This window comes from Flavobacterium sp. (genome assembly GCF_036515215.1).
Lineage (GTDB): Bacteria > Bacteroidota > Bacteroidia > Flavobacteriales > Flavobacteriaceae > Flavobacterium.
This window is the reverse complement of the sequence record NZ_DATBVQ010000027.1, coordinates 1-21078: the sequence shown is the minus strand read 5'-3', so window position 1 is coordinate 21078 and position 21078 is coordinate 1. Positions and strand designations below refer to the sequence as shown.

18 protein-coding genes are annotated in these 21078 nt (G+C 37.5%); 3 read left to right on the top strand and 15 right to left on the bottom strand.

Going from position 1 to position 21078, the window contains the following annotated elements; translation table 11 throughout:
• Positions 1–113: 113 nt before the first annotated feature.
• The 6 genes from hemN to VIH09_RS01845 all read right to left on the bottom strand — a co-directional run bounded on the left by hemN (position 114) and on the right by VIH09_RS01845 (position 9361).
• Positions 114–1478 carry an oxygen-independent coproporphyrinogen III oxidase gene (hemN, locus tag VIH09_RS01870; RefSeq protein WP_331577292.1) on the bottom strand — a complete coding sequence of 455 codons (1365 nt, stop codon included), beginning with the start codon at positions 1476–1478 and terminating at the stop codon, positions 114–116.
• A gap of 145 nt (positions 1479–1623) precedes the next feature.
• Complete coding sequence (locus VIH09_RS01865; protein WP_331577290.1) at positions 1624–3642, bottom strand: DUF349 domain-containing protein; 2019 nt, start codon at positions 3640–3642, stop codon at positions 1624–1626.
• Positions 3643–4059: 417 nt separating this feature from the next.
• Positions 4060–4809, bottom strand: coding sequence for a shikimate dehydrogenase (gene aroE, locus VIH09_RS01860; RefSeq protein ID WP_331577288.1), 750 nt, complete (start codon positions 4807–4809; stop codon positions 4060–4062).
• Complete coding sequence (locus VIH09_RS01855; protein ID WP_331577286.1) at positions 4809–6206, bottom strand: tetratricopeptide repeat protein; 1398 nt, start codon at positions 6204–6206, stop codon at positions 4809–4811. The genes aroE and VIH09_RS01855 overlap by 1 nt, the downstream gene beginning before the upstream one ends.
• Before the next feature lie 133 nt (positions 6207–6339).
• Positions 6340–7533: an aspartate aminotransferase family protein gene (locus VIH09_RS01850; RefSeq protein ID WP_331577284.1), complete on the bottom strand. Its 1194-nt coding sequence runs from the start codon at positions 7531–7533 to the stop codon at positions 6340–6342.
• Positions 7534–7738: 205 nt separating this feature from the next.
• Positions 7739–9361, bottom strand: coding sequence for an OstA-like protein (locus tag VIH09_RS01845; RefSeq protein WP_331577282.1), 1623 nt, complete (start codon positions 9359–9361; stop codon positions 7739–7741).
• Positions 9362–9647: 286 nt separating this feature from the next.
• Here VIH09_RS01845 and VIH09_RS01840 point away from each other — a divergent pair, with 286 nt between their 5' ends.
• Entirely contained in the window at positions 9648–11516 is a 1869-nt protein-coding gene (locus VIH09_RS01840; protein WP_331577280.1) for an alpha-amylase family protein, read from the top strand.
• A gap of 43 nt (positions 11517–11559) precedes the next feature.
• Positions 11560–13365, top strand: coding sequence for an alpha-amylase family glycosyl hydrolase (locus tag VIH09_RS01835; protein ID WP_331577278.1), 1806 nt, complete (start codon positions 11560–11562; stop codon positions 13363–13365).
• A 123-nt stretch (positions 13366–13488) separates the two neighbouring features.
• On the opposite strand, the gene VIH09_RS01830 is transcribed toward VIH09_RS01835, so the two are convergent.
• From VIH09_RS01830 to rsfS, 7 genes are all read right to left on the bottom strand, one after another.
• A complete protein-coding gene (locus VIH09_RS01830) occupies positions 13489–14265 on the bottom strand; it encodes a superoxide dismutase (RefSeq protein ID WP_331577276.1) in 777 nt (258 codons plus the stop codon).
• 8 nt (positions 14266–14273) lie between these two features.
• The gene (locus VIH09_RS01825; protein WP_331577274.1) at positions 14274–14543 is read right to left on the bottom strand and encodes an acyl-CoA-binding protein; all 270 of its coding nucleotides are present in this window, start codon (positions 14541–14543) and stop codon (positions 14274–14276) included.
• Positions 14543–15196, bottom strand: a complete 654-nt coding sequence (locus VIH09_RS01820) for a phosphatidylserine decarboxylase family protein (RefSeq protein WP_331577272.1) — start codon at positions 15194–15196, stop codon at positions 14543–14545. Before VIH09_RS01820 ends, VIH09_RS01825 begins: the two co-directional genes overlap by 1 nt.
• Entirely contained in the window at positions 15186–16031 is an 846-nt protein-coding gene (locus tag VIH09_RS01815; protein ID WP_331577270.1) for a phosphatidate cytidylyltransferase, read from the bottom strand. The genes VIH09_RS01820 and VIH09_RS01815 overlap by 11 nt, the downstream gene beginning before the upstream one ends.
• A gap of 1 nt (position 16032) precedes the next feature.
• Positions 16033–16638: a lactate utilization protein B/C gene (locus VIH09_RS01810; RefSeq protein ID WP_331577268.1), complete on the bottom strand. Its 606-nt coding sequence runs from the start codon at positions 16636–16638 to the stop codon at positions 16033–16035.
• 113 nt (positions 16639–16751) lie between these two features.
• A complete protein-coding gene (ftsH, locus tag VIH09_RS01805; RefSeq protein ID WP_331577266.1) occupies positions 16752–18680 on the bottom strand; it encodes an ATP-dependent zinc metalloprotease FtsH in 1929 nt (642 codons plus the stop codon).
• 14 nt (positions 18681–18694) lie between these two features.
• On the bottom strand, positions 18695–19066 hold the full coding sequence (rsfS, locus tag VIH09_RS01800) for a ribosome silencing factor (RefSeq protein ID WP_331577264.1): 372 nt from the start codon (positions 19064–19066) through the stop codon (positions 18695–18697).
• Between the two features lie 94 nt (positions 19067–19160).
• Between rsfS and VIH09_RS01795 the strand changes: the two genes are divergently transcribed.
• Positions 19161–19889 (top strand): biotin--[acetyl-CoA-carboxylase] ligase, encoded by a 729-nt coding sequence (locus VIH09_RS01795; protein ID WP_331577262.1) that lies wholly within the window; start codon positions 19161–19163, stop codon positions 19887–19889.
• Between the two features lie 68 nt (positions 19890–19957).
• Here the strand turns inward: VIH09_RS01795 and VIH09_RS01790 are convergent, their stop codons facing one another.
• Together VIH09_RS01790 and pyrE are read right to left on the bottom strand one after the other, a co-directional pair.
• Positions 19958–20350: an SRPBCC family protein gene (locus tag VIH09_RS01790; RefSeq protein ID WP_331577260.1), complete on the bottom strand. Its 393-nt coding sequence runs from the start codon at positions 20348–20350 to the stop codon at positions 19958–19960.
• A 52-nt stretch (positions 20351–20402) separates the two neighbouring features.
• The gene (pyrE, locus tag VIH09_RS01785; protein WP_331577341.1) at positions 20403–21047 is read right to left on the bottom strand and encodes an orotate phosphoribosyltransferase; all 645 of its coding nucleotides are present in this window, start codon (positions 21045–21047) and stop codon (positions 20403–20405) included.
• Between the last annotated feature and the right edge of the window lie 31 nt (positions 21048–21078).

Here is a 21078-nt window from a genome sequence, read left to right as displayed (position 1 = left end):
AAAAAATTACCGCAAATTCACAAATGATTACACAATGCAAGTGTCGATAATTTGTGAATTTGCGGTTTAGTGTTTTTTGTGAATCTATTGATTTCTAATCATAAATTATTAAGCTATATGGTCATCGAAAACAATTCAGTTTCTGGCGCTTTACGTCTTAAATGCAAGTCAAATGCCATACAAATGTTGCGAATGTATGGTTTTCCATTTCCTGTGACCTGAATGAAACTTTCGCCAATCAGAAGCAGACCGTCTTTTTGCATTTCTTGCAACTGAATTAATACTTCGGGAATTTCGTCAAAATAATCGCATTCATTTTCCCATGAAGTCTCAAACCGGCACATTAAATTCAGGATGTGTTTTCTAATGATCAGATCTTCATTATTTAGCAAGTGCCCCCTAAAAATGGGTAATTTATCCCATTGCAGTATTTGATAATAGTCTTCTAATTTTTTTTCGTTTTGCGCAAAACTGTACCAGCTGTCGCTAATGGAGGAAACCCCCAAGCCGATCATCAATTGGGTTTTTGATGAACTATACCCCATAAAATTACGGTGCAATTGGCCATTTTTGAAGGCCTCAAAAAGACTGTCGGTTTCTAATGCAAAATGATCCATTCCCACTTCATGATAGCCATTTTCAAGTAATAGTTCCTTTCCTGTTTGGTATAACATCCTTTTTTCCTGGTCTTTTGGCAGGTCTTCGTCCTTGAAACCACGTTGACCATTTCCTTTAATCCATGGAACATGAGCATAACTGTAAAACGCCAATCGATCGGGTTGCAATGATTTCGTTTTTTCTACGGTATCAATAACGTCCGCTAATTGTTGAAATGGTAGACCAAAAATAATATCGTGCCCAATAGATGTGTAGCCAATTTCTCTGGCCCAAAATGTCACCTTTGCCACATTATGAAAAGGTTGTTCCCGATGGATTGCTTTTTGCACTTTTTCTGAATAATCCTGTACGCCAAAACTGACCCTTCTGAAACCTAAATCATACAATTTTCTTAAATGCTCGTGTGTCGTATTATTGGGATGACCTTCGAAGCTGAATTCATAATCTTTGGCTTTGGTGGCATGACAAAAGATCCCGTTGATTAAATCCTCCAAATTTTTTGGAGAAAAAAAAGTGGGGGTTCCTCCACCCAGATGAATTTCTTTTATTTGTGGTTTTTCGCCTAGAATTTTACAATATAGAATCCATTCTTTTAAGACGGCTTCAATATAAGGGTTTTCTACGCCGTGGTTTTTCGTGATGCGTTTGTTGCAACCGCAAAAAGTGCACATGCTTTCACAAAAAGGCAGGTGTATGTATAGGCTGATTCCTTCCTTTGAATTGCTTTCCGCAAAGGTTTTTTTTAAGGTGTCTATCCAATTTTGATATAAAAAATCAGCTTCATTCCAGTAAGGAACAGTTGGATAGCTGGTATATCTAGGCCCAGGAACATTGTATTTTTGAATCAACGAATTTTTCATGACATATGATTTTCATTACTCAAAAGTAGTTGTATTGATGAAAACTTAAAATGATAATTATCATACTCTTATGTTTTTCTGCATAAAAAAGCCTCATTCCAGAAATGGAATGAGGCTTGTGATTTGTCAGTTAATTTTTTTATTCTTATTTCAGGTTCCTTAGCTGTTTTAGTTTTTCTTGCCAAGTTTCAAGGCTTTCTTTATGAATAGCAATGTTTTTTCTAACCTCTAAAACAATTGAATTTTCTTTTTTTGCATTACGGGTATTGGTGAAAAACTGAATATTGTTTTCCAATTGAATAATTTCGTTTCGAACCTCTTCAATTTTGCGCATGATAAAAATCTTTTCATTTTCCAATTTTCTGGAGTCATTGTTTTCGGACAGACTATCCATTCTATTGGCAAATCGGATCATATCGGTATCTTTTTTGCTCAAACTCAATTTGTCAAAAAGGGCATCAAGAATTTTATTGAACTTCCCTTCGATATGTCTTCTTGGAAAAGGAACTTTTCCAAAGTTTTTCCAAGTTTCGATATGCAGTTTTATGGCATCCAAGTCTGTTTTGTGGTCCCCTGTCAATTCGTATGCACGCAAGGTTTCAAGGTATAATTTCTTGTTGTCAAAGGCTGCAATTTCCTCTGCACTGTCCTCGTCTTTATGCTCTTTTAGTTTGTCGAAATAATGATTACAAGCATCTTTGAATTCTTTCCAGATTTTGTCCGAGTATTTTCTTGGAACGTGACCTATCTGTTTCCATTCGTCCTGGATTCGCTTCATGATAGGAGTGGTCACGGCAAAATCAGTGCTTTCCTGTAGTTCTTGAGCTTTCGCAACAAGGGCATTTTTCTTGCTTAGATTTTCGTTTTGCTCCTTTTTGATGTCTTTATAGAAAGAATTTTTAAATGAATTAAAATTCCTAACCGCCAATTTAAAAGCCGCCCAAGTTTGCTCGTTTACTTCTGAAGGTACTTTACCCGCAGAGAAGAACGCGGTTCGGAGTGTTTCCACTTTTTCGATTTGTTGAAGCCATTGGGAATGGGCATTTACTTTTACAGTTGCCAAAACTTCGATATCGGCAATAATCCCCTTTTTAGTTTCTAAGTTTTCAAGTTCGGTACCTCTTAGTTTCTCAAACAAAACTTCGCGTTTGTCGTGCATTTGTTTTGTTAATTCACTGAATTGATTCCAGATCAGGTCACGATTTTCTCTAGAAACAGGTCCGATGTCTTCTTTCCAGATTCTATGCAAGTCTTGGAGTTCACGGAAAGCCTTATTTACGTCAGCCTCGTTAATCAATTCTTGAACACGGGCGACAATTTTTTGCTTTTGCTCCAGATTGTGTTTGAAGTCCAAGTCTCTCGCTTCCCTGTCAAGGTGCAAATAATCGTAGAAGTTCTCTACATGGAAATGATAATTGTTCCAAACATGATTGTATTTGTCTTTTGGGATTGGTCCCGCATTTTTCCATCTTTCTCTTAACTCATTAAAATGTTTTAAGGTGTCCTTAATGTTTTCCTGCGGATTGATCAGCTCTTTCAATTCCTCAACAATTGCTAATCGGTTTTCTAAATTCGTTTTCAAGTTAGTTTGTAAACTCTTGAAATGGGTATTTCTATTATCTCTAAAGTGAGAGTAAATTTGGTCAAATTTTGTTTTCAAAGGGGAGTGATATTGAAAATCTTCCGTTGTGTCGGGATTTTCAGTATGGTATTCCTCTTTTTTTTCTTCGATAAAGTGATTGTATTTTGCTAAAAACGCTTTTTTGATTTCCTCGACATGTTCTTTGATAGACATTACTTTTTCTGTGGAAACTAAAGTGTCCAGCTCGTCCACAAGTGCTTCCATTGATAAGGTGTCGTAATCTTGCATCGGAATTTGATGACGCTCTTTCAAGGTTTCGTCTTCACTTTCTTCGGCATTGGAATCATTAATTGAGTTTAATGCTTTTTGATTTTGATTTTCAATTAGCGGAGTTGTGTCAGCGACTTTCTCTTCTGTCGTAACGGCGGCAATATCTGCTTCGGAATCAGTTATTTCTGGCTCTGAAGTCTCAGTAACTGGCGTCGTTTCTACAATTGTTGAATCGTCTTGAATTGATTCGATTGAATCAGTCGTTAAATTTCCATCTGCTTGTTGCAGGTTATCATTCTTTTCTTCTAACATTATTTAAATGTTTAAGGTTTCTACTTTGATCGAATCCGAAAGATAGTGAAGCAGTATGAAATTACAAAATAAAACGATTGTTTATGGCCGATTTATGTTAAAAATATGTTTTTTTTGAAGCAATTTCCTGCTATTCGCTATATCTTTTATGTCTATAAAGTCTAGACATAAAAGGATGCCGCTACTATCAGGGCTAAAACAAGTGGCTTTCAATTATAAGAATTTTAAGTAAGATTTATCGTTTATATTGCTGTAAATAAGGAAGTTGAAATTTGATGTAAGTTAGATTTTGTTAAAATTTATCGCGGAATTATCTTTTTTTATAAAGTGTGATTGCCCAATTTCCTGAAACAAAAGGACAAAGCTTCCAACTTTAAAAAGGCTGGAAGCTTTGATTTATTATAACTTTTATTTTTTCTATTTATTCCATATTTCCCATGCTTTCTCCGCTTGGAAAATAAGCATATCCAAACCATTTTTGATTTGGGCTCCTTTTTCTTTGGCTTTCTTCAAAAACTGCGTTTCTGCGGGATTGTAAATCAAGTCAAAAGCAATATGCTGGTCCGTAAAATATTCGTAGGGCAGCAATGGAAATGCATCAACGTTTGGGCTTGTCCCTACAGGAGAGGAGTTGATTATTATTTGGTAATTGGCAAAAGTCGTCGCGTTAATTTGACTGTAATCTATCGCGTTTTCCTTGGCTTCTCTCGAAACGAAAGTGTACAATATACCAAGTTCCTCTAGTGCAAAAGCGACTCCTTTAGAAGCACCTCCCGTTCCCAGAACCAACGCTTTTTTGTGCTGAACTTGTAACATGGGTTCTAATGCTTTTTTAAATCCGTAGTAATCCGTGTTGTAGCCTTTCAGTTTTCCTTTTTTGGTAACTTTAATGGTGTTAACCGCGCCAATTTTTGCCGCTTTTTTCGACAGCCTGTCCAAAAATGGAATTACCGCTTCTTTATAAGGAATCGTAACGTTAAGCCCTTTGAGGTCAGGGCTTTTTTTTATGATTTGGTTGAATTCCGTTATTTCTTGGATGTCGAAATTGTCATAGCTACAGTCATCTAGGTTTTCATTACTGAATTTATCTGTAAAATACCCTTTCGAGAATGAATAGCCGATATTCTTGCCCAATAAACCGTAGCGTTTTTTTACGATTTCAGTCATTACAATTTCTTGTGTTTTGCTATGTAGTTTTGCACCATTTTTTTTGCCCAAACCACTGGAAACAAATCCTCGATAAGAATATAATTGTCAAAGTTTAAACGCATGGCATTGCTCAAATGAAATTTTGCTTTGGTGTTGTCCTGAATCATAAAATACAATCCTGCCAAACGGTACTCTACCTCGTTTTCTTCTGGGAAATACTCTGAGGCCTGCAACAAAGTTTGTATGGCGCTTTCGAACTCTCCTAAAAACTGTAGGATGTCTACCCAGAATAACCAGGTGTCCAATCCGTGGTCGCCAAATTCCACCGCTTTTCTGTAACCGAATTCGGCTTCTTCAAAGAAGTTCATTTGTTTGTTTATGCTGGCATAACGTTTCCAGTACAAACGGTTTTGATTGTCTATCGCCAACGCCTTGTTCACATAAAACAATGCTTTCTGGAAGTTTTTTTGACGCACATAAAAATCGGTAATGGCAATCCAACCTTTATCTAAAAGTGGGTCTTCATGCACGGTATCGTTATAATATTTTAGCGCCAGAACTTTATTTCCAAGCTTTTCGTAGCATTTACCTATTCGAAGTAAAGCGTAGCTTGTTGCATCGTCTAGTTCGATGGTTCTCTTGTAGCTTTCAATCGCTTCCTCGTACTTATTCAATCTTTCAAACGCTTTGGCTCTTTCCATAAAAGCACCAAGGAATTCATCGTCGATCAGGGTGGCGTAATCAAAGGCACGGATGGCATTCTCATAATCTTTTACCCCATAGTACAAGCGACCCATTTGGTGCCAAGCGATTTCGCTGTACGGGTTTTTGTCGATGTATTTGTTCAAATAGGCGATTGCATCCAAATTTTGATCTAAAAATTCGAAACAATACACCACATTGTATAGTGCGGACTGGTCGTCATAATCTTCTTCCAAGCATTTGATAAAACTCTCTTTTGCCATTTCCAGATTATCCATAAAGAGATATTCCATACCAATTAAATTATACACATCGGCATAGTCATCGGTATATTCCAAAGCGGTTTTCAGAAGCTCAACTGACTTCTCGTGCTGGTCTCTTTTAGAATAGATATTTGCTTTTTGAATGAAAATTTCCTCATTCGTTGGTTCTATCGCATACAGCTCGTTGAGTAATTTCTCAGCTATATCCAATTTGTCGTCATAAACAAGCATTTCAACCTGAACCAGCTTCAAACCTGTTGATTTAGGGTGCTGATCCAAAGCTAGTTTGAGTGCTTTTTTTGCCAAAGCGGCCTTACCCATGTCGAGATAATGAAGAATAATTTCTTCAAATTCTTCGGAATCAAAAAAGAGAACTTTGTTGGTTTTCAACATAGACTCAAATTTTGAAAGAGATAAGTTATAGTCTTCTTCTTCGTTGCTTAATTGCATACTTTTTTGTTTTGAATTTGGCCTATTTAAAATTAGGCAACCTTACTGTTGTTGTGGAGAAAAATTAGAATTGTTGTGAACAATTTAATTAACAAAAAGGGAGTATTGTTTTATAGCAGTTATTTAAAGCCAATCAGTTTTCAATCGACATTAGGATTTCATCCATTACTTCCAACATTATCGCGCAACCTTCGCGTATTTCCTCTTCAGAAATCGTAAGCGGTGGCGTAATTCTTATCGCACATCCTTCAAAAAGTAACCAAAATAAAATGAGCCCTTTGTCTTGACATTTCAATATCACTTCATTCGTTATTGCTGCGCTTTTTGTCATCGCTGCCAGCATTAACCCTTTTCCACGAATTTCTTGTATCAAAGGGTGTACCAAAAGCGATTTAATTAGTATTTCTTTTTTCAAAGCGCTGGACATCAGGTCTGTTTCGGTAATTTCCTGCAAAGTAGCCAAACATGCTGCCGCAATGACAGGATGGCCGCCGAAAGTAGTGATATGCCCCAATTTGGGGTTGTCGCTCAACAAATCCATCATGGCTGATGAAGCCGTAAAAGCGCCAACTGGCATGCCGCTTCCCATTCCTTTTCCCATCACCAACACGTCAGGCACTACATCATAATTTTGGAAACCAAAGAGTTTTCCCGTGCGTCCAAAACCAGGTTGAATTTCATCCAGAATCATTAAGGCGCCAACTTCAGTGCAGCGTGCGCGAACTTTTTGGAGGAAATCGTTTTGCGGCTGTATAAATCCGGCCCCTCCTTGAATAGTTTCCAATACGATACCCGCCGTTTTGGTTGTTATTTTATCCAAGTCGGCCTCATTATTGAAAGTGATAAATTCCACGTCAGGGATAAGTGGACGGAAAGCTTGTTTGCGTTCCTCGAATCCCATTACACTCATGGAGCCCATAGTGTTTCCGTGATAGGCATTGTGACAAGAAATCAATTGGCTGCGGCCCGTAACACGGCGCGCCAACTTTAAGGCGCCTTCAATCGCTTCAGTTCCCGAGTTTACCAGATAGGTTTTGTCTAAAGGCTCAGGAAGGAGAGTGGCCAAGAGTTTACAATATTCCACGGCAGGGCTTTGGGAATATTCTCCGTAAACCATGACATGAGAATATTTGTCCAGCTGGTCCTTTATGGCTTGGTTCACTCGTGCAGGCTGATGCCCCAGTGTACAAGCGGAAACGCCCGCAACAAAATCTAAATATTTTTTATTATTGGTGTCGTATACGTAAGAACCCACAGCATGGGAAACTTCCATTCCCAATGGATGGGGCGAGGTTTGCGCTTGGTATTTTAGGAAATCTGAATTCACTTTTTTATGTATTTAACCGCAAAGTGCGCTATGTCTTTCGCAAAGTGCGCTAAGTTTTTAATTGTATTGTTTTCCGAGGCTCATTTTTATTGCTTCTTAATTCCCCCGCATTTAAAATTGTTATGAGGAATAAACAATACTTCTAACTATCTGTAAACCGAGACTGATCACTAATAAATATTGAAGGCCGAAGACTGACCACGGATCACTTTTTCTTATCGTAATCCAATGTTTCTTTCCTGATTTTCATCGGGACATTTTCTTTTTCATCCTCTTTTTTACCCGCTTCAATCATTTTGTCATTGAGTTCGTTTTCCTCATCCGAAAAGATATCGTCTTTCGATTTTATCCTCTCGTCCCCTCGCCACACAAGTCCTCTGAGTTTCCTAGCATTTTCGGGCAAATCTTTATCAGGATAGATATCCCCGTCTACTTGCTTGTAAAAGGTTATGGTTTCTACGGCGCTGTTTTCTAAAATAAGGTTGATTTTACTGCTTACGTTTTTGTTGATTCCGATAAGTTCATTCGCTTCATTTCGCATAAAATAAACGACTTCCGCATTTTTGACGATATCCACCTCATGGAGTTTTCCCTCCTCAAATTTGCCGTATAGATTTTGTCCTTTCACCTGATTGTATCCGGTGCCCAAGGTGTCTCTTGAGACCAGAAAGGTGTTGTTCAGGACCTTTAGCGAATCGAGTTTTTGGGTACTGTTATTCCCTATAAGATGCATCACATCACCTGTAATCTGACTTTCTCCATTCCATATTATTGGATTGCCGATGAGTTTTGTTATTGCTGTTTTTGCGCTTGAATGTAAGGAATCACATTTGCCACTCATGTCCGTTTTGTAGAATCGCACATTGTTGTAGGCGCGTATAATCCTATTATTTTCTTTGCCGGTAACCATCAGTCTTTTACCATGAATGTAAACCGAATCGTTTTCGACAAAGTTGACCGCCACGGCTCTTTTTGTGACAAACATGGAGTCTTGTTTTTTGTAAACTTCGGCATAATGCCCCTTAACGATTGCACGATTGACGGAATCTGTTATTTTCACGTTTCGTGTGGCTGAAGCGAATTCTCGATTCCGATCATAATATAAGCTGTCCCCTTCAATCAAGCGGTCTTCGTACTTTATGTACGATTTCCTAAGAAAGTGCGCCAGGTTCTTTTTAGTGTCATAAAACCCTTTTTCAGTATAGATATAATTCGCCTTGCTTGTGATTGTCGAAGGGCCGAAAAGATAGCTATGCCCAGAATTGCTATAGTAATCCAAGTGGTTGGATTTTATTACATAAGTTGGATTTGTAATGGTAACCGCCGTGAGGAATTGAAACTTTTTTTGAGCTACATAATATCTTCCCGATTTAGATCGCAAAGTATTGTCTTTATTGTTTATGGTTCCTTGAGAGTTGTAATATACCTCTTGTGTGTTTCGGTCAAAGTTGATCGTATCCGTCGCCAGCGTTGCGTCTGGTGAACTCATGAAAGCCTCGCCAGAGGCAAATGCTTTTTTTACATTTCCGTTATATTCGGCATATTTGCTATTTAGGAATAAAGTGTCCCCCTGCACCATTTGAACGTTTCCAAAAGCTTTGATATAGTTTTCCTTTTGGAAATAATAGGCCTTATTGCAGGTAAGAACTATCCCATCATGGTTGGCACGTACATTTCCTGTTAACAATACTGCATCGGGAATTTCGACTTGATTAACATCAAAATAATCTGAATTCTCGATAATAATCTTTTTTGCTGTTTGGGCCAAAACGGAATTTGAACTTAATATTGCCAGATAACAACAGATGAAAAACAGGAATTTCTTCAATGGATTTATTTTTTGTCAAATTTAGGAAAAAGGAAACAATCCTAATCCATATTAGCATTTATTTATAAGTTCATGTAAAATGTAGAAATAAGCTGTTTTTTCAATCCTTAAGTTATCAACAAATAGAGCCACTCTTTCGTTGTAGTGACGATTTTAATTTCAATTTTTGGGTAAAGGAAAAATGAATTTGGTGTAGTTTTAAAAATTACAGTAAATTTAAAAACTGGTTATTCAAGTGACTCAATTTGACTGAAATGAATTCAAATAGTTGTTAATATTTAATGGAATGATAAAAAAGAAAACTCTTGTGCTGGGGATAAGCGTAGTACTTCTGTCTACAGCTTGTAAAACGAAAGATTTAAAAATGAATGCAGAAAAGAAGGAAATTGCCACCGAAAAGAAAATAGTGGTTTATCAGGTGTTTACCCGTTTGTTTGGGAATAAAAATGCAAATAATAAACCCTGGGGAACCATTGAAGAAAATGGAGTAGGGAAGTTCAATGACTTTACGGATAAGGCGTTGCAGGAAATTAAGGATTTGGGAGTTAGTTATATATGGTATACTGGGGTTCCGCATCATGCTTTGATTCGGGATTATACGGCTATCGGAGTGTCAAATGATGATCCTGATATCGTTAAAGGAAGAGCTGGTTCACCTTATGCCGTAAAAGATTATTATAACGTAAACCCGGATTTGGCAGTCAATCCGGCAAATCGCCTGCAAGAATTTGATGCCTTGGTTGCCAGAACGCATAAGGCTGGATTGAAGCTGCTCATTGATATTGTTCCCAATCACATTGCGCGCAAATATGAGGGGAGAAGCAATCCTGAGGGAGTGAGAGATTTTGGCGCGGATGATGATGTTACTGTTGAATACAAAAGAGACAATAATTTCTACTACATTCCCAATTCCCAATTTGAGGTTCCCGATGCGGTAAAGCCGTTAAACGGAGAACCGAATCCGCTTAGTGACGGTAAATTTGTGGAAATTCCAGCAAAATGGACAGGAAATGGTTCCAAAATGGCAAAACCGGACAAAAATGATTGGTATGAAACCGTAAAAGTGAATTATGGAATTCGTCCAGACGGTTACAAGGATTTCGCAGAACTTCCGGCAGGTTTTGAAGCAAAATCGTACAAGGAACATTTTGAATTTTGGAAAGGCAAAAGCGTTCCTAATTCTTGGATAAAATTCAGAGATATCGCTTTGTATTGGACGGCCAAAGGCGTAGACGGATTCCGATATGACATGGCCGAGATGGTTCCTTATGAGTTCTGGAGTTACATGAATTCAGCCATAAAAATGAAGAACCCCGATGCCTTTTTATTGGCCGAGGTATATAATCCTGCTGAATACCGCAACTACATTCGATTGGGAAAAATGGATTATTTGTATGACAAGGTGGAAACCTATGATAAGTTGAAAGCGATAATCCAAGGGAAGTCTTTGCCTGACGGCCTTTCGGACATTCAAAATGGAATGGAGGATATTGAGCACCATATGTTGCATTTCTTGGATAATCACGATGAGCAACGATTGGCCAGTCCCGAATTTGCAGGAACTCCAGAGCAAGGGAAACCATTGATGGTGGTTTCCGCGACAATCAGTTCAGCTCCCACCATGGTCTATTTTGGTCAGGAAGTAGGGGAGAGCGGTAATGAAAATGCGGGATTCGGTACGCGTTCCAGAACGTCAATTTTTGACTACGTGGGTGTTCCAAATCATCAACGCTGGATGAATAACGGTAAGTTTGACGGAGGGTTACTGACACAAAAGGAAAAGGAACTGCGTGACTTCTATAAAAGACTGCTTAATTTCTCCATCAACAGTTCTGCATTAATGGGGGAATTTGAAGAAATTCAAACGCTTAACCGTCAATCGACCGCAGGTTTTGACCCGGGAATTTATGCGTACACGCGCTGGTCAGCCACTCAAAAACTAATTATCGTAACCAATTTTTCATGGTTTAACAGCAGTTCTTTCGAACTTAAAATTCCTTCGGATATTATTAAGAAATGGAATTTGAAAGACGGGAACTATACGATTACGGACCAATTGTATAAGACATCTGAAGCGCAATTAGAGGTTGTAAACGGGGAAGGAAAGCTGCAAATCACCATTGCACCATCAGAATCGTTTATTTATCAATTATAAGATTTTTTCAAGAACTAACTTTCTAACTTTTAAACTTCCTTTAATGAAAAAAACAATCACGATATGTTTATTATTATTAGTATCCCTGCCATCCTTTGCGCAAAATGATTTCACACCTAATTGGAGTAAAGGAGTAGTTTGGTATCAAATATTTCCGGATCGGTTTAATAATGGGGACCCATCAAACGACCCAAAAGTGAATGATCAAGATGGCGCTTATCCTTTTGATATTGCTTCAGATTTTCAAATTCATCCATGGACCAGCGACTGGTACGAATTACAGCCATACGAACAGAAGAATGGTAAAGACATTTGGCATAATATTCAACGCCGACGCTATGGCGGTGATTTGCAAGGAGTTATCGACAAGCTGGATTATTTGCAATCATTAGGCATTAATGCCATTTATATGAATCCTGTTTTTTGGGCACCTTCATCTCATAAATATGATGCCTTGTGCTATCACCATATTGATCCGACATTTGGCCCGGATCCTGAGGGGGACAAAAAATTAATTGCAGGCGAAGACCCTTTAAATCCTGAAAAATGGGTATGGACAAAAGCGGATTTACTCGCTCTAAAACTTATCGACGAAGTACATAAGCGAAAAATGTTTATCATCTTTGATGGCGTTTTCAACCATTTGGGAGTAAACAGTTTTGCCTTTCGCGATCTAGAGGAAAAACAGGAAAAATCGGCGTACAAGGATTGGTTTATGGTTGATAGTTGGAGAAATACTGCCAAAGGTACACAGTTTGAATACCAAGGCTGGTTTGGAGTGAAAACTTTACCCGAGTTCAAAGAGGACGAGAACGGAATCGTATCTGGTCCAAAAGAATATATTTTTGATGCGACCAAGCGTTGGATGAATCCAATGAATAAGGGAATTGAATATGGAATTGACGGTTGGCGATTGGATGTGGCGTATTGCATAGCTCACCCTTTTTGGAAAGATTGGCGAAAATTGGTAAAATCAATTAATAGCGAAGCCTATTTAACTGCTGAACTGGTCGACCCTATTGAAAAAACTAGACCTTATTTAAGCGGAGACGAATTTGACGCGACGATGAATTACAATTTTTCTTTCCTAGTGCATGATTTTTTTGTGCAGGATACAAAAGGGGTTTCCGTTAGTCAGTTTGATGCCCAATTAAAGGAATTGCGAGAAGGCTTTGGTGAAGGCGTCGCAATGAATATGCAAAACCTTGTTGGAAGCCATGATGCCACCCGAATAGCTAGTGCGGTAGCAAATCCTGACGGCAAAAAATTTGGCGATTGGGGTGACTACTTTAATTGGAGCCAGAAAAGTAACAATGCCAATTATAACGCTCGGAAACCAACTGTCAACCAATTGAAAAAGCAAAAGCTTATTGCGGCTTTTCAAATTTTATATTTGGGCTCACCAATGATTTATTATGGTGATGAATGTGGTATGTGGGGAGGGAATGACCCTGATTGTCGTAAACCGATGGTGTGGGCAGACAAAAAATATGATTCGGAGTTGTCCAATCCTGACCAAAGTAAACACGAGGCAGATGAGGTAAATTTCGATGCTGATTTATTTAATTGGTATAAAAAAATCATTGGATTGCGCAATCAGTACAAAGCTATTAAATTGGGTGATTATAAAACGATTGAAATAAATGATGCTGAAAGGACATATGCCTTTAGCCGCAAACTTGGCAGCGAAGAAGTGATCGTGATTATTAACCGAGGTGATAAAAATATCAATTTTACCACCCCAATCCTTGAGAAGGGGAAATACAAAGATGTTTTTACCAAAAAAGTAATCAAGAGCTTAACGATAAAACCGATGGGTATTGCCGTGCTGAGTAACGCTATTCACTAAAGAATAGGAAATGAATTGATGAGGTCTCTTGACGAGAGTTTAATTTAAAAATAATTTTCAAACGGAAATGCTGATGTAAAGCCATGATAGGCTGCATCAGCATTTTTATGTTTTAAAACCGAATTAATATTTTCGCCTCAAGGCAGCTTCGTAATTTTCGCCTACCTTTTCCCAATTAATTACATTAAAGAAAGAATCAATATAGGTTCTACGTCTGTACTGGTATCCGAGGTAATAGGCATGCTCCCAAATGTCCAAAGCCAATATTGGGGTTCCCAGAATAGGTGCGTTTTTCATCAAGGGATTGTCTTGATTTTGGCTACTGGTCACTTGTAATTTTTTGGATTTATCTACGACTAAAAATACCCAAGCAGAACCAAATTGTTTCGTGGCTTCGCCTTTAAAAGCGGCCATAAAATTTTCATAAGATCCAAAATCCCTTTTTATGGCCGTAGCCAGCGTATCTGTGGGAACACCACCGGCATTTGGAGCCATTGATTTCCAATATAAAGAATGATTATAGTAACCACCCGCATTGTTTCTCAAATCAGCGTTATTGGGGTCTAAATGGGATAAAATATCTTCTATAGATTGATTCTCATATTCTGTTCCGGCAATAGCGCTATTTAAGTTGTTGGTATATGTGAGATAATGCTTTGAATAATGCATTTGCAAGGTCAATGGCGAAACCGTTGGTGCCAATGCATCGTAGGGGTAAGGCAATTTTTCCAATTGAAACGAACCTTGACTTGCCTTTACATCGTCAGGAAACCCAATCGATACTTTTTCTTGTGCGGTCGGTAAAGGTACTTCTACGACTTCTGTGAGTTTTTTGTTGTTACAAGAAACTAAAATAGCAATCATTAGAATGCTCGATAGTAGCAAATTAGTTCTTTTCATTATTGGTATTATTTTTTCTTCAGGGAATTGATGATTTCTATATACTGTTCCTTTGCTTCTGCAGCGGAAAGGTGGCTGATTTGCATCCAAGCATTGGTTTTAAATGCATCCCTTAAGTGATAAGTTAAAGTTTGTCTTGGTTCTAAAGTCCCAAATGTTGCTTGTTTGAAGTAGGCATAAAGACGTAATTGAACATCTTGTGGTAAAGATGCTTGGGTCATATCGGAGGCTATTTTCACCGCTTCCTCAAACCTAATGTCCAAATCTTTTTCATCCATTATTCTTTGCTTGCAATTATTGTTTTTCCTCCAACTGCTTTTTGATTCAGAACTACATTAATTGCAGTTCCTAATGGCAAAAACAGGTCCACTCTAGATCCGAATTTAATGAAACCGGCATCCGTCCCTTGAACTACTTGCATACCTTCCTCAGCGTAATTTACGATTCTTCTTGCCAAGGCACCGGCAATTTGTCGGTATAAAACCGCTCCGAAAACTTCGTTTTCAACCACTATGGTCGTTCTTTCATTTTCTTCACTTGCTTTTGGATGCCATGCCACCAAAAATTTCCCAGGGTGGTATTTACTGAATTTAACGAGACCGCTAAGCGGATAACGGGTAACATGTACGTTTACAGGTGACATGAAAATAGATATTTGCAGCCTTTTTTCTTTAAAATATTCACCCTCGAATACCTCTTCAATAACCACGACCTTACCGTCAACCGGAGCCAATATGTGATTGTCATTGACTAGAACTGTTCTTTTTGGGTTTCTGAAAAACTGCAAAATAATAATCAATATTAAAAATGCACTAATTTGGATAGCCTTTCTAAGCCAAATAGTATCAACAAAATTGTCAGACAGTAAAAGTACAATGGCTGTAAAAGCTACGCCCAGTAAAATAGTTTTGGCTCCTTCTTTATGAAACATAATTTAAAATTTGATAAAATAAAAATACAATTGGTGCTACAAATATAACACTATCTAGTCGATCTAGAATGCCTCCGTGACCGGGCATTATTTTTCCGCTGTCTTTTACCCCAGCAATACGTTTGAATTTGGATTCGATTAAATCCCCGATAGTTCCAAAAACACCAACAATAACGGCGATTATGATCCAAATGAAGATTTTTCCTTCGGCAATTTCAATATAATATTTTGAAACCAGATAGCTGGCCATAACAGCGAACAGAACTCCGCCCACAAAACCCTCGACGGTTTTCTTGGGAGATATTCGCTCAAATAATTTTGTTTTTCCTATAGATTTCCCCACGATGTAGGCAAAGGTGTCATTTGTCCATATCAGGATAAAGATACTGATGAGGATTTTTGGGTTGTATCCGTCCTTTCCAAAAGGAATCTTTGTCATTATGGCAAAGGGAAGTATGATATAACCGACCAGGTATATGTACTTGGAGAAGGAATCAATTTTGACTATTTTATTGTCAAAAAGAAAATGGATGCACTTTGCAAAGACAATAAGTGTCGAAAAAAGAACAATCAGGTCAAACGTTTTATTAAACCGCAAGATGAATAAGTATCCTTCCGTCGCAATAGATATCCGGTAGAAAAGCGCGTAAGTGGCGCTTGCCATAATGAAAGGAATGATTTTATGAATTTGGATTAAATTACAAAACTCAATTGTGGCAATGAGGAGAAATACACCAAATAGTATAAAAAAACTTTCGGTAGAAAATAGGATAGAAAATATTAATAAAATAATATAAACGGCACCAGATATAGATCTCTTTAGGGTTTCATTCATGTTAAAGATCTTCTAACAGCAGCAAATAAAGGTTTTTGGCCGAACTACCATATTGGGTAAAGTCCTCTTCCTTTGCTTTTTCGAAATATTTTATTGCGGTAATGTTTGTTGGATAATCCCTTTCGTATTTCTTTCTTATCGAAGTCAGACCATCGCTTTTTATAGCCAGAATCTGGCTCGTGGTTGCGACAACGACTATGTCAGTGGGTAATTCGCTTGGTTTGAGTTGCTTTATTTGGTTTGACGAAAATAAAATGGAACCTTCATCTGCAATTAGATTTTCACAATATGAAAAAAGGAATTTTGGATTTGCTGACTTTTCGTAGCTGAGTTTGTTTTCGTCTAATATGTTGAAAAGTTTAGGTTCATGACATAATACTTCGCTTTCATACCAGTCGTTCTCTTCCAGAATATTTTCGAACTGTTCTTTTACTTCATCAAGGTTTTCGCAATATAAAAATTTGCCGCCATTTTTTTTGAAATTATAGATGAACTGTTCATCTATAGACATCATATTAGCGTCAGGGAAAAATTTACTATTTTCTTTCTCTTTATCAACATCTGAAGCCGAAATACTAGAACCAAAAATTTTTCTGAAAAGACTCATATTTTGTTAAGGTGCTTTATATGTTAAATAGGAAACGGTCAAAGATAAAAAAATCTTAATTCAAAAGGTGGTTTTGAATTAAGATTTTAAAAATATTTAAATTTGATGTATTATTAAGACACCACTTCTTCAAGATTTTTGTCAAAAGTTCTTTTTCCGAAAATCGCCTCGAGGTCGTCTTTAAAAATAACTTCTTTTTCAATTAGTATATCAGCAAGCTGATTCAGTTTGTCTTTGTTTTCTTCTAAAATTTTGACTGCTCTTTCGTATTGACTTTCAATAAGTAAGGAAATTTCTTTATCGATAACTTTAGCGGTCTCCTCTGAATAGGGTTTAGAAAAATTGTATTCGCTTTGCCCCGTTGAATCATAATAGGTAACATTTCCTATTTTGTCGTTCAAACCATAAACAGTTACCATTGCACGTGCTTGTTTAGTTACTTTTTCCAAATCGCTTAAGGCTCCAGTGGAAATTCTGTTAAAAGTAACTTTTTCAGCAGCTCTACCTCCCATAGTGGCACACATTTCATCGAGCATTTGGTCAGTACGGACAATTAAGCGCTCCTCCGGTAAATACCATGCCGCCCCAAGACTTTGACCTCTAGGAACAATAGTCACTTTGATTAATGGCGCTGCATGTTCGAGCATCCAACTTACTGTTGCGTGTCCCGCTTCATGGATAGCAATTGCTTTCTTTTCCTCAGGAGTTACAATTTTATTTTTCTTTTCCAGTCCGCCCACAATTCTATCAACAGCATCCAAGAAATCTTGTTTGTCAACTGCGGTCTTGTTGTATCTGGCGGCAATTAAAGCGGCTTCATTACAAACATTGGCAATGTCTGCCCCAGAAAAACCTGGAGTTTGCTTTGCCAAGAATTCAGTGTCTAGACCTTCCACTTTTTTCAATGGAGCCAGATGCACCTTGAATATTTCGGAACGCTCGCGAATATCGGGTAAGTCCACAAATATCTGTCTGTCAAAACGACCTGCACGCATCAAGGCTTTATCCAGAACGTCAGCTCTGTTTGTTGCGGCCAATACGATTACATTAGAGTTGGTACCAAAACCATCCATTTCTGTAAGCAGCTGATTCAAAGTATTTTCTCTTTCATCATTACCGCCTGATATATTGCTTTTTCCTCTGGCTCTACCCACAGCATCAATTTCATCAATGAAGATGATTGCAGGTGATTTTTCTTTGGCTTGCTTAAACAAGTCGCGGACACGAGAGGCACCAACGCCTACGAACATTTCAACGAAATCAGATCCTGACAATGAGAAAAAGGGTACTTGCGCTTCTCCTGCCACCGCTTTTGCCAAAAGGGTTTTTCCTGTTCCAGGAGGCCCCACAAGTAATGCGCCTTTTGGAATTTTACCGCCAAGGTTGGTGTATTTTTCTGGATTCTTTAAAAATTCTACAATCTCTTGTATCTCTTCTTTAGCGCCTTCTAAGCCTGCAACATCTTTAAAAGTTGTTTTGACATCAGTCTTTTCATCAAAAAGTTTTGCTTTAGATTTTCCGATGTTGAAAATTTGTCCGCCACCACCACCACCGGCGCCACCTGACATTTTTCTCATTATGAAAATCCAAACACCAATAATAATGATGATAGGAAGTAAACTGATTAGGATATCGGTCCAGTTGCTTTTTTGGGAAAAATTAAAATCTTTTAATTTCCCTTCAGCAACCGCTTTTTCCAATTTGCTTTGAAATAGCTCATCATTCCCGATCTCAAAAGTATATTGAGGTCCTTTGTTGGGTCTGTCAAAAATATCTTTTGCGACCTTTTGATGTTCTTTCTCTTTTAAAGCTTCCGGTTTCAGAAAAACCTCCGCTTCGGTTTTGTTATATACAACGACTCTTTCAATTTGGCCTTTCTCCAAAAAGACATTGAATTTAGAAGAAGTTAATTGTGCTGGTTCTTGTAAACTGGAACTTCCAGTTATGAAACTGATAAATAAAAATATAAGCAGTATGGCAGTGTAAACTAACCATGGACTAACCTTAAATTTATTAGGAGTTGGATTATTATCTTTAGCCATTCTGGTTTTTTTCTTTAGTATTTGTTTTCTATTGTAGTGATTTTTGCATCTCCCCACAAACTCTCAATATTGTAATATTCTCTGATTTGTTTCTGGAAAACATGAACTACGATATTAACATAATCCATAAGAACCCATTCCGCATTGTCGGAACCCTCAACATGCCAAGGCTTGTCTTTTAATTCTTTTGAAACTGTTTTTTGAATGGAGTTAACAATTGCGTTAACCTGTGTATTTGAATTTCCATTGCAGATAATAAAATAGTCGCAAACTGCGGTATCAATTTCTCTTAGGTCGAGAATATCTATGTCATTTCCTTTTACTTCTTCGATTCCTTTAATAATGTTTGCCAATAATGCATCATTATTTATAGTCTTTTTTGCCATGAATTATTTTATATAAGTTTGTAAAGTTACCATTTTTTGTCATTATTTTTGAACCTTAACATAATATTAAATTCCGTTACATAAATAATTACGCATGAAAGTAATCAAACTCGATGCCATAGATTCGACAAATGAATTTCTCAAAGGGTTATCAAACGGACAGCTATTGGAAAATTTCACGGTTGTCACTGCGGAGAATCAAACCAAGGGGAAGGGGCAAATGGGGTCCGTATGGGACTCTGAGGTGGGTAAGAATCTAACAATGAGTGTTTTTATTAAGGATTCATTGTCCGATGTAAACCAGATTTTTAAGCTTAATGTCGGCGTTGTACTTGCAGTTGTTCAGGCGTTGGAAACTTTTAATATCCCCAATTTAATGGTAAAATGGCCAAACGACATTATGTCATATAATTTTAAAATTGGAGGCATTTTAATCGAAAACAGCATCAAAAGTGACGGAACGGTCCATTCTATTGTGGGTCTTGGTATAAATGTCAATCAAGTAAATTTTGAAAATTTGCCTAAAGCGTCTTCATTGGCCGTTATTTGCGATAGGCAATTTGATAAGGAAAAAATACTTTTTGAGATTATCGGCAAGATGAAACAGAATATTGCCATTATGAATGAGGATCCCGTTTCTTTATGGCTGGAATATACCGATAGACTTTTCAAAAAAGGGATTCCAATGCCTTTTAAAGACAGTTCAAACCAAAATTTCATGGGAATTATTCAGGGTGTTTCTTCCTATGGAAAGCTACAAATTCTGTTGGAAGATGATAGTATTCCCGAATTCAACATCAAGGAAATTCAGATGCTTTATTAAATATAAAAAAGTGTTTAAGACTGAAATGGATTCAAGTCTTAAACACTTATATTATAGCAATTCGGGATTTATAATTTTCCCATATTGGTAGCTAATGTTTCGATAAATTTACCAATAGGCCCTTTTATCATCATTGCCATCATCGGATTAAAATCGCCTTCAAAATCTAGTTTTACTGTGCTTGAATTGTCAGAAATAGAATCAATGTTTGCCGTCAGAGTAAAAGGAAGCTTATCGCTGGCAGCACCCAAAACCACTTTGTTTGGCGCTACTTTTTCCTTCATTTTCAGTTTTATTTCTGGCATCCCTTTCAAACCAAAAATAAAAGCATCGTCACCGATAACTTCAAATTTGGCAATGTTTTCGGGCATCAGCCTTTCAAAACTTTTTACATCGGTCAATAGATTGAATAATTCTTGCGCTGGTTTACCAACTGTAACTCTTGGACTTTCTAAGTTCATATAAATTTATTTTTTTTATCTCAATCTGTGTTATATAAAAAAACGAAATGCGCTACACCATATCCCAAGTGGAAGGGCTAACGCTCCATTCCCTTAAAGTTTTTTCCTCTTTTTCAGAGATATAACTTTTGGCTACAGCCAAATTCAGTAAGTTTTGGTAATTACTCAATGTAAATAAATCGATTTTCGCCTCTTTAAAGTTTTGTTCGGCGACATCAAAGCCATAGGTAAATATAGCAGCCATCCCTTTTACGTTTGCACCGGCTTCGCGCAAAGCCTCCACGGCAAGCAAACTACTGTTTCCTGTGCTTATCAAATCTTCTACAACAATCACATTTTGTCCTTTTTGCAAAAAACCTTCCACTTGGTTTAGTCGGCCGTGTTTTTTAGCTTCCGGACGCACATATACAAATGGCAACCCCAAACTCTCGGCAACTAACATTCCAATTCCTATCGCTCCTGTGGCAACACCGGCAATAACATCTGGCTTTCCAAATTGCTTTTCAATGTTTTTAGAAAACTCATCCCGAACATAATTTCTTATGGTTGGAAATGAGAGGATTAAACGGTTATCACAGTAAATAGGTGATTTCCATCCGGAAGCCCATGTAAAAGGATTTCCTGGATTCAATTTAATTGCATTTATTTGCAAAAGCAATTCGGCTGTTTTTTCGGCTGTATCTTTATTAAAAATCATAATACAAATGTATAAAGTTTTTGTTAACGAC